The 18,374-nt window shown below is 61.1% G+C and carries 23 protein-coding genes and 1 pseudogene; 20 read left to right on the top strand and 4 right to left on the bottom strand.

All coding sequences use genetic code 11. The features are described from left to right. The first annotated feature begins 10 nt into the window (after nt 1–10). The gene (locus tag ACT5M9_RS18125) at nt 11–190 is read left to right on the top strand and encodes a hypothetical protein (RefSeq protein ID WP_457979912.1); all 180 of its coding nucleotides are present in this window, start codon (nt 11–13) and stop codon (nt 188–190) included. A gap of 49 nt (nt 191–239) precedes the next feature. Here the strand turns inward: ACT5M9_RS18125 and ACT5M9_RS18120 are convergent, their stop codons facing one another. The 4 genes and pseudogenes from ACT5M9_RS18120 to ACT5M9_RS18105 all read right to left on the bottom strand — a co-directional run. Next, nucleotides 240–749 (bottom strand): hypothetical protein, encoded by a 510-nt coding sequence (locus tag ACT5M9_RS18120; RefSeq protein ID WP_457979914.1) that lies wholly within the window; start codon nt 747–749, stop codon nt 240–242. 519 nt (nt 750–1,268) lie between these two features. Further along, a complete protein-coding gene (locus ACT5M9_RS18115; protein ID WP_457979916.1) occupies nt 1,269–1,520 on the bottom strand; it encodes an ogr/Delta-like zinc finger family protein in 252 nt (83 codons plus the stop codon). Nucleotides 1,521–1,578: 58 nt separating this feature from the next. Further along, the gene (locus ACT5M9_RS18110; protein WP_457979918.1) at nt 1,579–2,541 is read right to left on the bottom strand and encodes a phage portal protein; all 963 of its coding nucleotides are present in this window, start codon (nt 2,539–2,541) and stop codon (nt 1,579–1,581) included. Nucleotides 2,542–2,620: 79 nt separating this feature from the next. Next, a pseudogene (locus tag ACT5M9_RS18105) lies at nt 2,621–4,441 on the bottom strand (terminase large subunit domain-containing protein); the annotation flags it as partial. Nucleotides 4,442–4,618: 177 nt separating this feature from the next. On the opposite strand from ACT5M9_RS18105, the gene ACT5M9_RS18100 reads away from it, so the two are divergent. The 19 genes from ACT5M9_RS18100 to ACT5M9_RS18010 all read left to right on the top strand — a co-directional run bounded on the left by ACT5M9_RS18100 (nt 4,619) and on the right by ACT5M9_RS18010 (nt 18,364). Next, on the top strand, nt 4,619–5,536 hold the full coding sequence (locus ACT5M9_RS18100; RefSeq protein WP_457979920.1) for a GPO family capsid scaffolding protein: 918 nt from the start codon (nt 4,619–4,621) through the stop codon (nt 5,534–5,536). A 10-nt stretch (nt 5,537–5,546) separates the two neighbouring features. Then, nucleotides 5,547–6,626 (top strand): phage major capsid protein, P2 family, encoded by a 1,080-nt coding sequence (locus tag ACT5M9_RS18095; protein ID WP_457979922.1) that lies wholly within the window; start codon nt 5,547–5,549, stop codon nt 6,624–6,626. Nucleotides 6,627–6,628: 2 nt separating this feature from the next. Next, nucleotides 6,629–7,354, top strand: a complete 726-nt coding sequence (gene gpM, locus ACT5M9_RS18090; protein ID WP_457979924.1) for a phage terminase small subunit — start codon at nt 6,629–6,631, stop codon at nt 7,352–7,354. 105 nt (nt 7,355–7,459) lie between these two features. Beyond that, a complete protein-coding gene (locus ACT5M9_RS18085; protein ID WP_457979926.1) occupies nt 7,460–7,921 on the top strand; it encodes a head completion/stabilization protein in 462 nt (153 codons plus the stop codon). Beyond that, nucleotides 7,918–8,433: a phage tail protein gene (locus tag ACT5M9_RS18080; RefSeq protein WP_457979927.1), complete on the top strand. Its 516-nt coding sequence runs from the start codon at nt 7,918–7,920 to the stop codon at nt 8,431–8,433. Before ACT5M9_RS18085 ends, ACT5M9_RS18080 begins: the two co-directional genes overlap by 4 nt. A 25-nt stretch (nt 8,434–8,458) precedes the next feature. Further along, nucleotides 8,459–9,571 carry a DUF2586 domain-containing protein gene (locus tag ACT5M9_RS18075; protein ID WP_457979929.1) on the top strand — a complete coding sequence of 371 codons (1,113 nt, stop codon included), beginning with the start codon at nt 8,459–8,461 and terminating at the stop codon, nt 9,569–9,571. Between the two features lie 3 nt (nt 9,572–9,574). Then, nucleotides 9,575–10,030: a phage protein gene (locus tag ACT5M9_RS18070; RefSeq protein WP_434664374.1), complete on the top strand. Its 456-nt coding sequence runs from the start codon at nt 9,575–9,577 to the stop codon at nt 10,028–10,030. Nucleotides 10,031–10,040: 10 nt separating this feature from the next. Beyond that, on the top strand, nt 10,041–10,250 hold the full coding sequence (locus ACT5M9_RS18065; RefSeq protein ID WP_457979931.1) for a TraR/DksA family transcriptional regulator: 210 nt from the start codon (nt 10,041–10,043) through the stop codon (nt 10,248–10,250). A gap of 23 nt (nt 10,251–10,273) precedes the next feature. After that, the gene (locus tag ACT5M9_RS18060) at nt 10,274–10,600 is read left to right on the top strand and encodes a phage holin, lambda family (RefSeq protein WP_457979933.1); all 327 of its coding nucleotides are present in this window, start codon (nt 10,274–10,276) and stop codon (nt 10,598–10,600) included. Next, nucleotides 10,587–11,048: a glycoside hydrolase family 24 protein gene (locus ACT5M9_RS18055; protein ID WP_457979935.1), complete on the top strand. Its 462-nt coding sequence runs from the start codon at nt 10,587–10,589 to the stop codon at nt 11,046–11,048. Before ACT5M9_RS18060 ends, ACT5M9_RS18055 begins: the two co-directional genes overlap by 14 nt. Beyond that, complete coding sequence (locus ACT5M9_RS18050) at nt 11,045–11,479, top strand: hypothetical protein (RefSeq protein ID WP_457979937.1); 435 nt, start codon at nt 11,045–11,047, stop codon at nt 11,477–11,479. Before ACT5M9_RS18055 ends, ACT5M9_RS18050 begins: the two co-directional genes overlap by 4 nt. Further along, nucleotides 11,376–11,606, top strand: coding sequence for an Rz1-like lysis system protein LysC (gene lysC / locus ACT5M9_RS18045; RefSeq protein WP_520395645.1), 231 nt, complete (start codon nt 11,376–11,378; stop codon nt 11,604–11,606). Before ACT5M9_RS18050 ends, lysC begins: the two co-directional genes overlap by 104 nt. Then, nucleotides 11,603–11,866, top strand: a complete 264-nt coding sequence (locus tag ACT5M9_RS18040) for a putative phage tail assembly chaperone (RefSeq protein ID WP_139723961.1) — start codon at nt 11,603–11,605, stop codon at nt 11,864–11,866. Before lysC ends, ACT5M9_RS18040 begins: the two co-directional genes overlap by 4 nt. 41 nt (nt 11,867–11,907) lie before the next feature. Continuing rightward, nucleotides 11,908–12,051, top strand: coding sequence for a DUF6890 family protein (locus tag ACT5M9_RS18035; protein WP_434664385.1), 144 nt, complete (start codon nt 11,908–11,910; stop codon nt 12,049–12,051). Between the two features lie 3 nt (nt 12,052–12,054). Then, the gene (locus ACT5M9_RS18030) at nt 12,055–14,109 is read left to right on the top strand and encodes a phage tail tape measure protein (RefSeq protein ID WP_457979941.1); all 2,055 of its coding nucleotides are present in this window, start codon (nt 12,055–12,057) and stop codon (nt 14,107–14,109) included. Then, nucleotides 14,106–14,429, top strand: coding sequence for a DUF2590 family protein (locus ACT5M9_RS18025; RefSeq protein ID WP_457979943.1), 324 nt, complete (start codon nt 14,106–14,108; stop codon nt 14,427–14,429). Before ACT5M9_RS18030 ends, ACT5M9_RS18025 begins: the two co-directional genes overlap by 4 nt. Further along, complete coding sequence (locus ACT5M9_RS18020) at nt 14,426–15,613, top strand: baseplate J/gp47 family protein (protein WP_457979945.1); 1,188 nt, start codon at nt 14,426–14,428, stop codon at nt 15,611–15,613. The genes ACT5M9_RS18025 and ACT5M9_RS18020 overlap by 4 nt, the downstream gene beginning before the upstream one ends. Then, entirely contained in the window at nt 15,606–16,208 is a 603-nt protein-coding gene (locus tag ACT5M9_RS18015) for a phage tail protein (protein WP_457979947.1), read from the top strand. The genes ACT5M9_RS18020 and ACT5M9_RS18015 overlap by 8 nt, the downstream gene beginning before the upstream one ends. Beyond that, nucleotides 16,205–18,364, top strand: coding sequence for a phage tail-collar fiber domain-containing protein (locus ACT5M9_RS18010; RefSeq protein WP_457979949.1), 2,160 nt, complete (start codon nt 16,205–16,207; stop codon nt 18,362–18,364). Before ACT5M9_RS18015 ends, ACT5M9_RS18010 begins: the two co-directional genes overlap by 4 nt. Nucleotides 18,365–18,374: the final 10 nt, after the last annotated feature.

Below are 18,374 nucleotides of genomic sequence, written 5' to 3'. Positions count from 1 at the left end.
AGGATTGTTTATGGGATTAAAACCGGGTGAAAACAGTGGGAAAGATGGTGGTGTTTATCAGGAGCGAGGCCCTCGTGGTGGAGCTAAAGATAACTACGCAACGATTCCAGATAATCGTCAAGCACCACCGACATCAAAACCTGGCTCAACTTGGGAGCCCGTGAAGAGAACACCAGATAGCAAACGCTAAAAATACAATACGGGGTGAAATTAATCACCCCGTCATTAACATGCGGTACTTAACTATACCACTGTGCTTTTCTTTTATCCCAAAAAGACATTTTCTCAAAATTAGCGGTGAGCCCATGTACTTTGGCTAGTTCATTATGGCACGATGTCATTAATGCCGATATTATTGGAGGTTCCTCCATTTCAATGGAGGCTATTTTGTTTTTAATAAATCCATATTCTTCCTTCGTCAGCTCGTCACGCCCCATTAACAATTCAGACTCCAACTGAATATAACGTTGCCGTAAGTTAGAGTGTAATAATAACTTTGACTTAGAATCTACAACCAACTCTAACACTTGAAACACTGCCGCTGAAAAAGCAAGCACCTTTGCCATATCAACATTATAATTTAATAGTGTTGCTCCAGCGGAAGTACTTAATATTAATGTGAATGCCGTGACAAACTTCCCAAATTTACTGTAGTAACTTTGCAGGTGCATATGGTAACGAATACCTAGTCGCACATTCCAAAGCCCTTCCCAATGGCGGTTGTAATCACTATTATTTGGACTTGTCATCACAGCCTCCCTAGAGTGTCATTTTTTATTTATCATCTCCTCGAGTCGGTGGTGGAGGTGTCCCACAAGACTGCGATATAGTCATTGGCTTTCTTGCATCAGGACCGCCGGAGTCTTGTCTAACAATCGAGTATTTATCCCTACTCCCTTTACGCTCTCCAACCAAAGGCTTTATATTTTTCGAGCCTTGATCTGAATTTTCTGGTTTTTTCGCCATTTTAAGATCCCTAAAAAACACCTAAAGTAATCGCTAATCTTATCTCATTGCCTGTTAGTTGCCTATCCCAGCTTAAAGTAAAACTATCTCAATACACTCTTAGTTGCATGAATTTTCTCTTATCCCCTTCAGCCGTGGCTTTCGTTCGTCCAGACTCCGTGTGTTGGTAAGGCAATAGGCCAGTGGACTGCCAGCTCAATGAATGGCTGTACGAAATCATGCATGACCTGTTATGGCCAGTATTCAAATCCTAGTGCTGATGATAAAAAAAAGTTGGGGCGCTTATTGCGCCCCCCTAATCATTACCTTTGATTTAGCCCCCGCAACAGGAGTTGACGCCCATCCGGGCTCAGTGAGTTAATAAGGCTTAAGGCCAGTTGGCTGGTCGTGCGACCCGATGGGCTCAGTGGGTGGCTGTATGACATCTGTGACACCCAGCTGTGCCCGCATTCTGCGTCCGTGCACTGGCAATACAGATCCGAAGTATCACGGCTCAGGCGGTGCGTCTTGGTGATGCGCCCCAGCTCCCCACATTCCCGGCAAAATACCCGCATAAATCCCCCCTGATACCGTCGATAAAAAACCGCTCGATTATACCTCTAGGCTGGATCCCTATACAGTGGTACCGACCTCCAGCGACCGATTGAAATCCACCTGTAGACGGCGAGGCAGATTGGCACCATTGATCGCATCCTGGATAAGCTCGCACATCGGGATCGTTTCGTTGCGGGCATAGGTCCGGTCGTACTGCTCCGGGTTGCCAAGACCCGCACCACCATTGGCCGGAATGATGCCGGCAAGGGCGGCCGGGAAGCGGTGAGCCGTTAGTACATCCTGAGCGGTAATTGCCTTGATGGCCGCAAATTCATCCTTGGTCGCGATGTCCCCCACCGGAATAAGCTTGATCCCATCCGGCTTGCCACCTGGGATATTGACGAACATCGAGCGAAAATTCCCGACCCCCTTGGAGCTTGCGATCATCTCCTTCATTTCCGCTTCCTGATCATCGTCCATGTTCGGGTCGGTGGCGTAGAAGATGAACCCCATGTGCGCCCCGTTGAGGAAGTATTTGCGCCGAAACATCGTGGCATCCTGGTTGAGCAGGGCCGACTGCAGACCCCCCAGGTAATCGGGCTGGCCATACACCTGCTGCACCGGGTCGTACTGAGCCAGCCAGATGATGTCTGCCGCCAAGTAATGCTTGTAACTACCATCGCGCTGCAGCATCAGAAAATTGCCATCCTGGCAGCGGCGCAGGTAGAGGCTCGACAACGGGTAGAGCCCCACCACCTGGCCAAACCCATTGCGTAATTTCAGCAACGCCGCATCCCCGAACTGCAGCAGGTTATGCACAAAGGCGGTGATCACCTCCCGGGGTACGCCCTCTCTGCTGATAAAACGGCCTGATACCATATTTCGCCGTGCCATCAGGATGGCGCCATGGTGCGCATTGGCGCGAGCGACCTTGGCCAGCCCCTGCCGGTCGATAGGCGGCATGTAATACTCGCCCCAGGGGCTGTAGAACACGTCCGTGTAGTCGGTCATCCAGGCTGTGGGATCGATGGGCTCGGCCATGGAAAAGCTGACCGTGGGCCGACTGCTGGTTGTATTGGGGGTGGGCCGCTCGGCCCGCTGGTGAAAGCGCTGTTTGCGGCTCATGTTTTCCTCGTTTACTGATGGCCCAGGTGGATTTGCGGCGGCGCGATGTGTCGAGCGGTTCGTTGTCCACCGCGTGGGCGATGGCAAAGAACACGTCAGCGTGTCCGGTCTCACTGCTGCGTGAGGCCCTGAACGTCAGTTGGCCGCCGCCAGTGGTGCTGCGCTTGATGCTCATGAAGGCCAGCGGGATCTCGATGTCTTCCTGATCCCACTCGATGCGGTCTGACTCGACCACATCCACCATCTTGAGTACCAGCCGGGCCTTGCTCTCCACGTTGTAATTGATCGGGGTGATGGTTGACTTGAACACGGGCTGCAGCAGGTCATAGACCCCGCTGCCCACCCCGGAGACGTCGATCCCGAGATACGTGACCCGGAACTTCTTGGCGATCTTCTCTATCTCGTCCGCCTGGTAGCGAAAGTTCATCCCGCGCCAAAAATGCTTCTCCAGCACCCGGAACTTTTCGCCCGGGAACAACGGCGGGGCGACCACCACCAGAGTGGCATTATCGCGGGTCCGACTCGGGTCATAGCCCAGCCACACCTCGCGCTTGCCAAACGGCTCGGGGTGCCCCGGGGTGTAGTCGCTCCAGTTGCTGATACTGGTCTGGGCCCGCTCCATGTGCTGGAACTTGAACACCGAGGCTTCATCGTCCACAAAGGCGCACATGTAGAGGTGATCGAACACCTCGATGGCGGTCTCTTCGCGCAGCGCCTCGATGTCGATGAGGGTGAACCCCTTGGCCACCGCCTCCTCCAGGGTGAGGATGTAGCGCCACACCCGATCCGGGCAGACCCGGCCACCGTCGCGCAGCTCTGCTTCGGTCGGAAACTCGATGGCCTGGCGCGCTGGATCCTTGCCCTTCCAGTCATCCCCGGTCCACAGCTTGTAACCCCCGTGGGCCTTACTGGACGGGGTGGAGAAAAAGGTCTTGCGCCAGTGAGATTGCGACCCCATGCCGGTGGCCACATCGGTGACCGCCTTGAAGTTCTTGATCCAGAAGTATTCGTCGGCGTAGAAATTGCCGGTATAGCCCTGGGCACTGTTGGCGCTGGTTGAGCAGAACACCAGCTGCGCGCCGTTGGAGAGCACAATGGGGTTGCCGCTGAGCTCCACCCCCAGGAACTTGCGGGCAATGTTGATGATGTAGGAGCGGAAAATCTCAGCCTGGGCCCGGGTGGCGGACAGGAACACCTGATTGCCACCGGTCAAGATGGCATCCTCCAGCGCTTCGCCGGCGAAATAGTAGGTCATGCCGATCTGACGGGACTTGAGAATGTTGCGGGTGCGCGGGATGGCCGGGTCGTTCTTGACCTCCCGCACGTACAGCTGGTGCGGGAACAGGGAGGCCAGCCACCCCTCGAAGTCTTCGGGGCCCAAGTCATTGACCCAGTTCTTGGTCTTCTTGCCGCCCTTCTTCGGCTTGCTCTCCCCGCGCTGGCGGCGCCCTTCACGCTCGCCCACCTCGCCAGCCTCATCTGGCGGGGTTGCCTGCCGGCGGACCTTGAGGGCCTGCTCGCGCTCCGCCAGCTTGACGGCTTCGGCCTTGAGGGCGACGTGGTGGCTGATGAGCCGATCCATCTCGGCCAGGTCGGCGTGGTTCTTCTTCGGCTTGGCGGCCAGCGCCTGGTAACGACGGGTGATAGCATCTTCTAGCGCCTCGTCGCTCAAAAGCTCCGTCCAGCCATACTTCTCGGCCCACAGGTACACCACCCGCACGCTGCCAAGGCCGAGTTCCTCCTTGATCTCCCGTGCACTCCAATGGCGCAGATAAAGCCGCTTGGCGGTTTGTCGTACCTCTTCTGTATAGGCCATGAGGCTCCCCAGTCATAAAGCTGGGGCTCATGATACTGAGCCGATCCTCCCCATCCCGCCGCCTTCATTCGGATGAATTCGGATAACCCCCTCCATCCGAAATCGTCAGAACACATCTGAGTGCTCCCCTTCTCTGGCCCCGATAACCTGACAACAATTCGACACCAGGAGGCCGCCGTGCCAACACCGACAGACTCATCATTGCGCACCGGCTGGGTGGCGATTGCCACTGAGGGCCAATCCGTGGATGGTCGCGAGATCTCGGCCAAGTGGATCACCGACATGGCCGACACCTACGATCCCACCTTCTACTGCGCACAGCTCTGGCCGGACCATGAGAAATGGGGCGAGAACCTGGGCTACGTGCAGGCCCTCAAGGCCGACAAGGTGGACGGCAAACACACCTTGTTCGCCATCCTCTGCCCGACCCGCGACCTCATCTATCAAAACCAGCGCGGCCAGTACAAGTTCTGCTCCATCGAGCCGCTGGATAACTTCACCGGTCAGGGCAAAACCTACCTGTTTGCCGTCGGCGTGACGGACATCCCCGCCAGCACCGGCACCACCATGCTCAAGTTTTCCGCCAAGCACCCATCGCCGACCGTGGGCACCAGCCAGCCGCTGGACTTGTCCGGCTTCTCGCTGCCTGCCGATGAGCACAGTCATCCCGACCGCGTCTCACTCCTGCACAAGGTGTTCAACTTCCTGGGCACTCACGGCGCCCCGGCCGCGGCGATCCCCACTGAATCACCGACCAGCCCCCAACCCGAGGACAGTACCGACATGAACGAAGAACAGATGAACAAGCTGGCGGGGATGTTCACCGCGCTGGGCACCCAGATTGAAACCTTTGGCGCCAAGGTCGACGCGCTGACGGCAGACAAGCAATCGGCCGTCACCGAGCCGACCACCGCGACCGATCCCGCCCCAGTCGCCGTCACCGGCGAGCAGTTCTCAGCCTTCGAACAAACCCTCAAGGGGCTGGGCGATCAGCTGAACAGCCTGAACGCCAAGATCGAAAAATTCTCGGTAGAAGCACCGGACCAGCGCCCCGATGCCCTGGGCGGCAGCGACACCCACCCGACCGTTTGCTGAGGAGCCCTCTGTGAGTCAAACCAAAACCCCGCAGGCCGAGCAGTGCCTGAACCACTACAACGCGTTGCTGGCCAAAGCCTTCAACGTGCCCGAGAACGCGCTGGCCAAGCAGTTCTCCGTCAGCGCCCCCATGGAAACCGTGCTGCGCGGCGCAATCCTCGAATCCACCGAGTTCCTGAAACTCATCACCTGTCTGGACGTGGAGCAGCTGACCGGCCAGGTGGTGCAAGTCGGCGCCAGTGCCCTGCACACCGGCCGCAAGGTTGAGGGACGTTTTCGTCGCAAGATTGGGGTCGATGGCAACAAGTACAGCCTGACCGAGACCGATTCCTGCGTGCGCTTGGACTGGAGCACCCTGTGTTCCTGGGCCAACGCCGGCAACGAGGGCCAGTTCGTGCAACTGGTGTCCGACTTCACCAACCAGACCTTTGGCCTCGACATGCTGCGGGTGGGCTTTAACGGTACCCACATCGCCGACGACTCCGATCCGGCCACGTACCCGCTCGGTGAAGACGTGAACAAAGGCTGGCAGCAGCTGGCGCGTGAATGGAACAAGGGTAGCCAGGTGGTGAAAGCCCCCACCGGCGACAAGATCTATTTCGACCCGGACGGCCACGGCGACTTCAAGACCCTGGATGAAATGGCCTCCGACCTCATCAACGCCACCATCAACCCGCTCTATCGCACCGATCCGCGTCTGGTGGTGCTGGTCGGTACCGACCTGGTGGCCGCAGCCCAGGCCAAGCTCTACAGCGAGGCCACCAAGCCCACCGAGCAAATCGCCGCCCAGCAGTTGGCCAAGTCCATTGCCGGCCGCCCGGCCTACATCCCGCCCTATTTCCCGGCGAACGGGATGTGGGTCACCACCCTGGCCAACCTGCACATCTACACCCAGCGCAACACCCGCAAGCGCAAGGCAGCCGACAACGACGACACCAAGGGCTTTGAAAACCAGTACTGGCGCCAGGAAGGCTATGCCATCGGCGACTATGAAGCCTTTGGCAGCTATGAGGAGGCCGATGTGGTGGTCGGGGCACGTCCTGCAGCCCCACCTGCAGGCGCTGACGCGCACAGCGAGCCGGAGACGTAACCATGGCTCTCTCGCCTGGCATGCGTCACAAGCAGCAGGTCCTGGCCCAGTTGGGGGCGGCGCAAGCCACCACCACCGGGCAAGCCACAGGACTTGTGGCCAACAGTTTGCACCTCCAGCTGATTGCCCTGGAGCAGGACATGGCGCGGCTCAAGGCGCTGGCCAGGATGAGCGACAAGGTGGCGATGAAACGGGATGAACTGTTTCCCAAATATCGCCCCTACGTGGACAAGTACCTGGAACTGGCGGCGCTCGGCACCGTGTACCAGAACGCGCTGTTTCAACGCCTGATCATCTGGGCGTTTGACATCGGCGATCTGGAAACCGCCATCCGCTGGGCGCTACTGGCCATCGAGCAGAACCAGCGCACCCCGGGCAACATCAAGCGCGACTGGGCCCATTTCACCGCCGACACCGTGCTCGGCTGGGCCGAAGAACAAGCGGCGCTGGGCCATGGCGTCGAACCCTGGTTCTCCCGGGTGTTCGACAAGGTGCGCAATCACTGGCGCCTCAACGAGCAGGCCACCGCCAAATGGTACAAGCTGGCCGGTTGCCTGCTACTGCGTGACAAGGACGGGGTACCTCGCCCCAGCGCGTTGGCAGACAACGACACCCTGGAGCAGGCCGACCACTGGCTGGCCCTGGCCGAGAAGACCCACAGCAAGATCGGGGTCGGCACCTTGCGCCACAAGATCGCCATGCGCCTGCGCGCACTCAACCCAGAATAACGACTCCCACGCCACCGCGCCCCGGCGGGGATGAGCCTGCAGCTGACCGCTCGCACCGCGCTCAATCCCGTGGCCTCAGGGGCGCCCCAATTGATAGGGCAGCACATGATTTCAGGCAAAAGCATCCGCTACAGCGAGCAGACCATCACCAATGACGGCTTTTGGCCTGACGTGGTGTGTGGCGACTTCGAGCGCCGGCGCGCCCTGCCCGCTGACATGGACAACGACGCCATCAGTGCGGCCCTGCTGGCGGCCATCAGCGAGATCAACCTGCAGCTGACCCGCCACCAGGCCACCTTGCAAGCCCAGGGCTACACCGAGGCCAGTCAGGTGCCCGGCCCCCGGCTCGCCGGCGGCAACAACGCGCTGACCGAGACCTACCTGGCCGCCGTCTTTGCCCGGGCCAAAGCCATGCTGCTGCCCGAGTTCGCTACGGTCACCGAGCGGGACGCCCGCAAAGACCTGGCCGAGCGTGCCCCCGATCTGCGCGAGCAGTTGCTGGCCGAAAGCCAGCAACTGGTGCGCAGCATCAAGAACAAGCACCGGGTCGGGGTCTCGATGATATGAGCGAGACCAACGAGGCCCTACATCCCCAGGGGTATTTCCTGTCAGCCCTGCACAGCGAGCTTGAGCGCGTGCTGCCGGCCCGCTGCGCCCGCGTTCTCGACAGCTGGATGGAGGGCGGCACCATCAGCCTGGAACCCAAGGATATGGGGATCACTGGGATGGATCTGGCCTGGCTCAAATACACCGCCGTGTTTTCCCTGGAAAGCCTGCCGTTTCGCGAATGCCGCACTGAGACCCTGCTGGCGGTGATCGCCAGCTGGATACAGGAAAACGACCCTTTTCGCGAGCGCTTCGCCCTGCCCGATCCCACCTATGACGTGGTGCCCAATGACGAACACAGCGCGGATCTGGATTTGGAGGTGAAGTTCGCCGAGCCCCTGCGCATCGTCGAAGACCCGGACGGTGCAATCCGCTGGCTGGATAAGACCTGGACCGTGGCCCCCTTTGAAGTGTGGGTGGCCGATGAAATCACGCTGTCGGTGGCGGGCAGTGCCCACCCTGTCCGCCCCTAACCCCGAGACTTAAGGAGCCCGCACCATGTGGCCGAATGTACAGATCCACAACTTGAACCAGATGCAGGGGCCGGTGACGGAAGTCGAGCGCCACTTGCTGTTTGTCGGCAGTGCCGCCAGCAACACCGGCAAGCTTCTCTCCTTCAATACCCAGTCAGACTTCGACCAGTTGCTCGGCACGGCTGACAGTGAACTCAAGGCCAACCTGCAGGCTGCCATGGTCAACGCCGGCCAGAACTGGACGGCCGCCGCCTTCGTGCTGCCCACCGACATGGACTGGAAGGAGGCTGTGCGTGATGCCCAGCAAACCCAGTCGTTCGAGGGGGTCGTGGTACTGGGGCAGGAGTGGGACACCGCCACCATCAACGCCGCCCACGCCCTTAGCCAGGAACTGATTGCCAAATGGGGGCGCTGGCAGTTCCTGCTGCTGGCGGTGCCAGGTATCGGCCCGGATCAAGACTGGTCCACCTACGAGGCCGAGCTTGCCGCCCTGCAAGATGGTATCAAGGCCGATTCGGTCGGTCTGGTGCCTCAGCTTTGGCCCAACCTCATCGGGGCTTACGCCGGGCGCCTGTGCAACCGGGCAGTGAGCATCGCTGACAGCCCCTGCCGGGTGAAGACCGGCGCCCTGGTGGGCCTTGGCAACAAGCCGAAGGACAAGGACGGCACCGAGCTGCCGCTGGCCACCCTACAGACCCTGGAAACCAACCGCTACTCGGTGCCGATGTGGTACCCGGACTATGACGGGCTGTACTGGGCCGATGGCAGCACCCTGGACGGCGAGGGCGGCGACTACCAGGTGATCGAGAACCTGCGCATCGCCTACAAGGTGGCGCGCCGGATGCGTATCCGGGCCATTGCCCGCATCGGGGATCGCTCGTTCAACTCCACCCCGGGCAGCACCGCCATGGCCATCACCTACTTTGGCAAAGATCTGCGCGCCATGGCCAAGGCAACCACCATCAACGGCCAACTGTTCCCGGGCGACATCGCCTCCCCACAAGATGGCGACATCGCCATCCAGTGGACCGCCAAGAACCTGGTCTCGGTGTTCGTGGTGGTACGCACCGTGGACTGCCCCAAGGGGATCACCGTCAACATCATGCTCGATCTGAGCCTCAACAACGGGGAGGGTTAACCCGTGACCAAACGCTTTTCCGGTATCAACTTCGACACCACCCTGATGGGGGCCATGGTCCACGTCGAAAAGGCCAGCCTCTCCATCACCGATAACAGCGCCGTGGCGCAAACCCGAGGCATTCCCGATGGCTTTGTGGATGGGGATGTATCGGCCGAGTGCGAGTTCGAGCTCGACACCAAGAACCTCAAGCAGCTGATCGCTGCCGCCAAACGGGCTGGTAGCTGGCGCGGGATGGCGCCGGACGACGTGCTGTTCTACGCCAGCACAGGCAGCGAGGAGATCAAGGTGGAAGCCTTCGGCGTCAAGCTGAACGTGGCCGACCTGCTCGACATCGACCCCAAGGGCGGCAGCAAGGCCGTGCACAAGGTGAAAGGCTTCGTCACGTCCCCTGATTTTATCCACCTCGATGGCGTGCCGTACCTCTCCAAGGACGACACCCGCCACCTGATGGATTAAGGGGAACGCCTTGGACGACATCGACCGCGCCAACCATCACGCCGCCCGCATGCTGGCGGCCCAATTGGCCAATCAGGTGGGCAAAGGGCGTTACCAGGGGGAGAGCCGGCACCAGTGCGAAGAGTGCGACGACCCCATCCCGGAAGGACGCCGCCGCCATGTACCCGGGGTGCGCCTGTGCACCCCCTGTCAGACCCGCCTTGAGCGGCTGGGTCGCTAATCAGAGCAACGGACATGAACCCTATGCCAAACAAAGACCCCACCTTCTGGGCAGCCCTGCTGGCCTGGTTGATGGACAACTGGCCCGCCGTCTATGGGGCACTGCTGGCGCTGGCCATCGCCTTCCTGCGCATCACCTATGCCGGCGGACGGGGTCGTCGTCGGCTGATCGAATCCCTACTGTGTGGCCTCATTACCCTGGCGGCCGCCACTGGGACCCATCTGCTCGGGATCCCCCAGGAGGCTACCCCACTACTGGGGGGCATGGTGGGGTTGCTTGGGATCGACATCATCCGCGACCGGGCCGCGCTGATGCTACGCAAAAAGGAGGACAACAATGCCGCGCAGTAACTGCCATCCACAAGTGGCCGCCTTTCTCGACATGCTCGCCTATGCCGAAGGCACCAAGGGTCTCGGGGACGACGGCTACAACAAGCTGGTCAATCCGGCGGGGTTCTTCGGTGATTACCGCACCCATCCCAACGTATCGGTGATTGTCCGCCCTGGGCTGGTCAGCACCGCCGCCGGTCGCTACCAGCATCTGTCCAGGCACTGGAACCACTACCGCGACCAGCTCGGTCTGCCGGATTTCGGTCCCGCATCGCAAGACACCTGGGCTATCCAGCTCATTCGCGAGCGCAAGGCGCTGGACGATGTGATCAAGGGTCGCATCAGCCAGGCGATCGGCAAGTGCGCCAACATCTGGGCCAGCCTGCCCGGTGCCGGCTACGGCCAGCGCGAACATCGGCTGACCGACCTGCTGGCCAAGTTCACTGAGTTCGGCGGGGTGCTGGCATGAGTACGCTCATCCGGTTCTTGCCGACCATCATCGGCTTTGTCCTTGGCACCCTGTTGTTTACCCAAGGCGAACGGCTCACGCAGCGCACCAAGGAGCTGGCCAGCGCCAACGACACCATCAGCATCCTGCAGGCAGTCAACAACCAGCAAGCGACCGCCTTCCAAGAGCTGCTGATGCAGGCAAAGGGATTACGTCTGCTGCTCGCCAACCAGAACGACGCGCTGACCGAGCTCGACAAACAGCACAGGAAAACTGCCGATGAACTGCAAGAAGCCCTGGCCACGCCGCCGGCGGGCCGCCCGGACTGCGCTCGCGAGCCTCTGCCTGGTGGCGCTTTGCGCCTGCTCCAGCCAACCCACCACGGTGGTGCAAACCCAGCTGGTCAAGCGCATACCACCGCCGGGGCTGGTGCCCCACTGCCCGGAGCCTGATTTTACGGGGACCACCTACGGCGAGGCCGTGCGGTTTATCCCCACCCTGCAGACGGCGCTGCGCCGCTGCCAAACCCAGATAGCCACCCTAAATCTATGGATTGAACAAGAGGAAACCACCCCATGAGCAAGCAAACCATCACCCTGACTATCGCAGGCCAAGACATCCGCTTTGTACCCACCATGGTGGCCTACAACAGCTACATCAACGGCCTGTCGATGACCGACAAGGTGGCGCCGTCCCACCAGTACCTCAAACGCATCGTCGACGCCGACAGCAAAGAGGCGCTGGATGGCTTGCTGGCCCGCCCGGGCGCGGCCCTGCAGATCGCCGCCAAGGTCAACGAGCAGTACGCCCCTGATCTGGATATCGAAGTAAAAAACTGACCGCGCGCGCCGAGGCCATCGAGCACAACCAACTGGAGCAGGTGCTGGCGCTGCGCCGCCATTACCTGCCCCATGAGGATGACGAGCTCGACACCCTGGCTCGCGCCCTCTGGTTAGACAAGTACCACGCCCAACGCCACGCCCGCGCCGTCGCCGAGGGCATCGCCACCGCCTTCAATGGATAAATCATGGCTTCTGTCACCGAACAACTGATCATGAGGATTGCCCTGATTGATGCCGTTACCCGGCCGCTTGAGGGCATCAACAACCAGCTGAACCAGGTGAAAGAGACCGCGCAAAGCGGCTTTGCCAATATCGCCGGCGGTGGCGCGGCCATGCTGGCCGGCACCATGGCGATCCAGAATGCCCTGGGGCCAGCCCTTGAAATGGACAAGGCCCTGGCCGAGGTCTCCTCGCTGGATGTCCATGAGAAGACCCTCAAGCAGCTGGCCGATACCGCCCTGCAGTTCTCCGTGGAATACGGCGAATCGGCCAGCGCGTTTGTCAGTGCCTCCTACGATATCCAATCTGCCATCGCAGGGCTGGAGGGTAATGAACTGCCCTCCTTTGCCCGTGCCTCAGCCGTGTTGGCCAAAGCCACGAAAGCCGACACCGCCACCATCACCAGCTACATGGGCACCATGTACGGCATCTTCGAGCAGCAGGCCAAGAAGATGGGCAAGGCCAACTGGGTGGAGGATGTCGCCGGCAAGAGTGCGCTCGCGGTGCAGATGTTCAAGACCACCGGTAAAGGCATGGCCGATGCCTTCGGCGCCCTTGGTGCCAACGCGACATCCGCCAAGATTTCGATGGATGAGCAGTTCGCCGTGCTCGGTCACCTGCAGGCCACCATGGGCGGCGGCGAGGCGGGTACCAAGTTCAAGTCCTTCCTGGCTGGGGTCGGCAACGCCCAGAAAGCACTCGGTCTCAAGTTCACCGACTCGGCGGGCAACATGCTGCCGGTGCTCGATATCCTGGACAAGCTCAAGGCCCGTTATGGGGACACCCTCACCGTGGCCGGCAGCGATGAGCTGAAAAAGGCATTTGGCTCAGATGAAGCGGTCGCGATGATTAAGCTACTCATGAGCAACACTCAGGGGCTGGCGACCAGCATCAACGCCCTGGCCAATACCCACGGCATGGGCAAGGCAGAACAGATGGCTGCCGCCATGACGGACCAGTGGCAACGGGTCGAGTCGGCCTGGTTCGCCATCCGAGCTGCCGCCTTTAGTACCGTGCTCCCCACCATCAACAAGGTGGTGGGCGCCTTTGCCGATGGCGGCGCAGTGGTGCTGCGCTGGACCCGGATCTTTCCCAACTTCACCAAGGTGGTGGGTTACGCCGTGCTGGCCATCGCGGGCCTTGGGATCGTGACCGGCGCCTGGTTGATGCTGGCTGGCCTTGCCAAACTTGCGACCCTTGCCTGGGCACTGACGTTTGGCAGCCTCACGGCTCCCCTCAACCTATTGCGAAAAGCCCTCGCGGGCCTGCGCCCGGTGATCCTGGCCGTCAATATGGCGATGAGTCTCAATCCGGCGGTGATCATCATCGGAGCGATCCTGGCGCTGGTCGCCGCCGTGGCGCTGGCCATCATCTACTGGGACGAACTGCGCGCCACCTTCGCAGTGCTGACCGATTTTGAACTACTGAGCGCCTTCTTTGGTGGCCTGGCCGAGACCTTTGGCCCGCTCGCTTCGCAAGCATTGGCCCCCTTGGTGGATTTTTTCACCCTCATCGTGGGTCTGCTCGGTCAGGGGATCGCCTGGCTTGGCAGTTTCTTTGAGCAAACCAACCAGGCCAGTGTCGGGATTGACAACGTGGCCGATGCCGGCCGCCGGATGGGCAATATCCTTGGCACGGCATTCGACACCCTGCTCACCCCGTGGCGGGCGCTGATCGCGCTCATCAAGACCGCGCTCGATGCTTCAAATCAGTTCCTGGGCACCCAGTTCGACACCGGCGCTTTGAACGTGGATGTGCTGCCAACGTGGGCCGCCGCCCCCGTGGAGATGGCGCCCGCCAGCGTGCTGAACAGCCCCTTGGCCAGCTACCGCCAGCAGGACCAGAGCAAGGTGCCAGCAGGTGGCCTTGGCCAACAGCTGATCCAGGCCAACGCGGCTGCGACCACGGCCAATCAGAAGCCGACCCGCGCCCTGCATATCGGCGAGATGCACATCACCCCACAAACCATGCCGACCCCGGACGAGCTGGAGAAAAGCGCCTGGGTGGAGCAACGCGGATGAACGAACCCAAGTACATCGATCTGCTGGTAGTGAACGGCGCCTGGCAACTCGATGCCGGTGGCCAGCCACGCTACACCCAGGACTGCCACAGCATCGGCCAGGACATCAAGCACCGCATCATGGAGTCGGGGCTGGCCCGCAAGCTCATCGGCGAGCGCAGCCCGACCCTGCGAGCCGACGTGATGACCGAGATTGAACTGCTGGTAGAAGACGACGAGCGGCTGGTGCCCGGTACCATCGTGATCCGCGAAGAGGCCCCCGACCGGGTGCTGATCACCGCTCGCACCTATGAATTTGGCGAACTGGAGGTAACCCTGTGAACCTGCGCCCGAACGTGGACTTTATGGCCCTGCTGGCCGAGGCCGGCGTCCCGACCACCGAACAGGCCATGGAGGCCGAGCTCAAAAAGGAGGTGGTGGCTGCCGGCTCCCTCATCACCAACGACAGCGATGTGAGCCCCTTCTGGCGGCTGGTGCGCGGGGTGGTCATTACCCCGGCACTGTGGCTTATTCGCACCCTGCTGGCGGGCCATGTACTGCCCAACACCTTTGCGGCCACCGCCACCGACGCTTATCTCGACCTCAAAGCCTGGGATGTGGATCTCACCCGCAAGCCCGCCCAGAAGACCCGGGGACTGGTCAACTTCGTGAAGGTAAGCCCGAACGAGGCGGTCACCATCCCGGTCGATATCTGGATCACCACCGAGCGCATCAACGGCACCATCTACCGGGTGAAGCCACTGCAGGCGGTGGTGAGCCCTGCCGGTGAAGCAGTGGCAAAAGTGGTCTGCGAGGCGGAGCTCGCCGGCAGCGCCTGGAATCTGGCCCCGGGCTATTACAACCTGCTGAGCGAACCGGTCACCGGTATCTTGTCGGCCCGCAACGATGACAAAGAATGGATCACCACCCAGGGGGCCGATGCCGAAGGCAACGACGCGCTCGGCCTGCGCATCCAGAACCAGTTTTCGGCGGTGGGGCGCTACCACATCGACGCGATTTACCGCTCCATGCTGGCGAGTGTGGCGGGGATCCGTGCCGATCACATCTACTTCGAGCACGAGGCCCCCCGAGGCCCGGGGACCGCCAACGCTTACATCCTGCTGGAAGTTGGCCCCACCCCGGCCAGCCTGATCGCCCAGCTCAACGACTACGTGGGCCGCCAGGGCAACCATGGCCATGGGGATGACCTGTTCGTGATGGCCATGCCGGAGACCCAGCACAACCTGACGCTCGCGCTCTGGCCCCAGCCCAACCTCACCGACGAGCAGAAGGCGGCGCTTAAAGCAGGTGCCGAGAACCTGGTCAAGGCGGCGTTTCGCCAGTCGGCCGACTTCCCATCTGTCACCCGCACCTGGCCGCGCTCGCGCTTCTCGCTCTCCCAGCTGGGCCGCGAGCTCCACAGTCAGTTCCCGCAGCTGCAGAGCCTGCACTTTGGTGAGAGTGACATCGTATCAACGCTGGCCATCCCCCGTCTGAGCTCGCTGGAGGTGACCCTGCATGACTGACCCGACCCCGCTTGAACACGACCTGCAGGCGCCGGTGCTGCCAGATGCCAGTGCCCCCTGGTGGGAAGACGGCTACACCATCAGCCCGGCCCACGCCGAGCCCGGATTTCTGGCCAAGGGAATAAACACCTTCTGGCAGCGGATCAAAGGCTGGCTGTTGCTGCCCCTGGCCCAGCAAGACCCGCTGACTTGCTCGGAGTCCCTGCTGGCGCTGCTGGCCTGGGAACGGGACATCACCCGCTTCGATGGCGAGCCGATTGCGCTCTTTCGCAAGCGGGTCAAGTTCGCCTTTGTGAACGCCCGAGACGCCGGCGAGGTGGCCGGCTTTAAACGCATCTTCGAGCGCCTGGGCATCGGCTGGTGTGACATCCACGAGCGCCAGGCCAATACCCCCTGGGACGTTATCACCATCGAGGTGACTGACGGCGCCATCGCGGCCAACCAGCAACTGATGGAAACCCTGATCCAACACTATGGCCGCACCTGCCGCCGCTATCGCTTCCAGGTGGTTTACCCGGTCACCGGCATCCTTCACACCGGCCGCATCGACATAAGCCAACAGGTGTTCGGCGCATCACTTAAGAGGAACCCATGAGTCAGATCATTACCAACGCTTTCTCCCACTACTGGCAGGAGTGCCTAGCAACTCAGGTGCCGGTGGTACTCGATGAGTTCGTGTTGGCCAACGTGCCAGGGCTCGATCCCGATGCGGCCATCAACCCGGACAGCGGCCTGCCGCCGGCGAACCAGATTGTGCACCGCCACGGGGTGGACCAGCGCGGGCGCATCAACAACGACGCGGTGGCTTACACCATCGTCATGGACACCACGGTCGGCGATTTCAGCTTCAATGCCATGTACCTCATCAACAAGGCCACCGGCATGGTCGGGATGGTTGTGCACAAGGGGCTGGAAACCAAACTCAAGACCAATGAGGCCACCGGCCAGACCGGCAACAGCCTGGTCAAATCCCTGTTGATGGAGTACGACCGGGCGGCTGATGCCACCGTCACCCAGGTGGACGCCGGCACCTGGCAAATCGACTATGCCGCCCGCCTGCGCGGGATGGACGACGACCTGCGCCTGCAGGCGCTGCAGTTCTTCGGGCCGGCCACCTTCTACGGCGACGGCTTCAAGCTGGTGAACGAATCCGGAGTCTACAAGGTGCAGCCCGGGGTGGCCTATGTGGGTGGCCTGCGGGCAGAGCTAAATGAGGTCAAGAAGGTGACCCCGGGCGCCAAGCCGGTGGGGCTCTGGCTCGACATCTACCGGGCGGGCTCCTTGCTCGATGCCTGGGTGAATCACTTCACCCTTAGCTTAAGTGTGCCGGACATGGCGGACTACCTGGACAGCAACGGCTATCAGCACCATGTGGCCAAGGTGGCCATCGTCAATGCGGACGGCAGCGTCACAGACGTGCGCCGCAAGCGCACCATCGAGCTGACCGGGGACGTTGCCGGTAAAGGCATCCTGGAAGACGCCCAAGGCGTCACCATCACGGTGGAGGTCAAAGACAACAGCCACGGCCACCAGATTGAGAACGTGGAGGGTCTAACCCAGGCGCTGGCCAGCAAGCTCGATACCAGCGGCTATCAAGCTCGCCGCGACATGCTGAGCAACAACGGGGCCTCTTTCGGTGTCACCTACAGCAAAGACATGGACACCTGCAAAGCCGGTGACTTTGGGCTGTATGCAACCATCAGCTGCCCCAATGGCCCACCGACAGCGGGAAACTATTTCTACTGTGAGACCAAGCGCATCTATGCAACGGAACCCTTGCTCCAGATTGCCTGGCCATATGACGGTGACGGGGTAGTGGCCATGCGCAACTACAGCGCAAATACGCATGCGTGGAGCCCATGGCGTGAGGTGTTCGACACCGGCCACAAGCCGGCCATTTCAGATGTTGAGGGCCTGTCACAAGCCTTGGAGAACGTGGCCCCCTCATCCCACACCCACCCGGGCTCCTGGCTCAACCCTATCAATCTGGGCACAGAAGACCTCGACACCCTGAAAGACCCCAAGGTGTATGCCCAGCATGCCAACGCCAACACCTCGGCCGCCCGTCATTACCCGGAGAACTGCGCCGGGGCGCTGATTGTCAGCAGTGGTGCGGGTCCCCAGCAAACCTACCACGCCTACAACTCCAGCCGTGTCTGGCGCCGCGCCCAGTACAGCACCGGGGCCTGGACACCCTGGACCCTGGATTACAACACCGGCAACAAGCCATCGGCAGCAGATGTCGGGCTTGGGAGCCTAGTGAACAAGGGGTGGAACTATGGCCCTAATGGTGACACCTATGCGGTCCGGGATGGGGCGGGTGACCTGCAGGGGCGGCTTTTCCGAGCCTCCTATCAGGATGAGGGCAACATATCTGGTGCCATCGCATTTCGGGTCAACAGCACAACCGATAACTACACCCGTTATTGCAACAACCCTGCCGCAATCCGCAATTGGCTGGGTGCGGTTCCCGCAGCCCACACCCACCCCGCCGCCCAGGGTAATGCCGATGTGGTCGCAAGCGGCTGGGGACAGGTCGGCTCCTACGCCATGGCTTGTTGTATCGCCAACGTCGGCGCACGAGCTGCCGGATACACCATTGCTGGCGGCTATCTGAAACTCGCTTGCGGCTCTGACCAGTGGGCCGGCCGTGGGGGCACCTTGCCCGGTACCTGGAAGCTGCTCGGCTATATCGTCGGCGACGGCAAGGAAGGCGGTTGGAATAACTCAACCTGGATCCGCATCAGCTAAGGAGCATCCC

The sequence above is a fragment of the Aeromonas sp. AE23HZ002T15 genome (genome assembly GCF_054165525.2).
The sequence above is the reverse complement of the archived record's forward strand: the minus strand, read 5'-3'. Positions and strand labels throughout refer to the sequence as shown.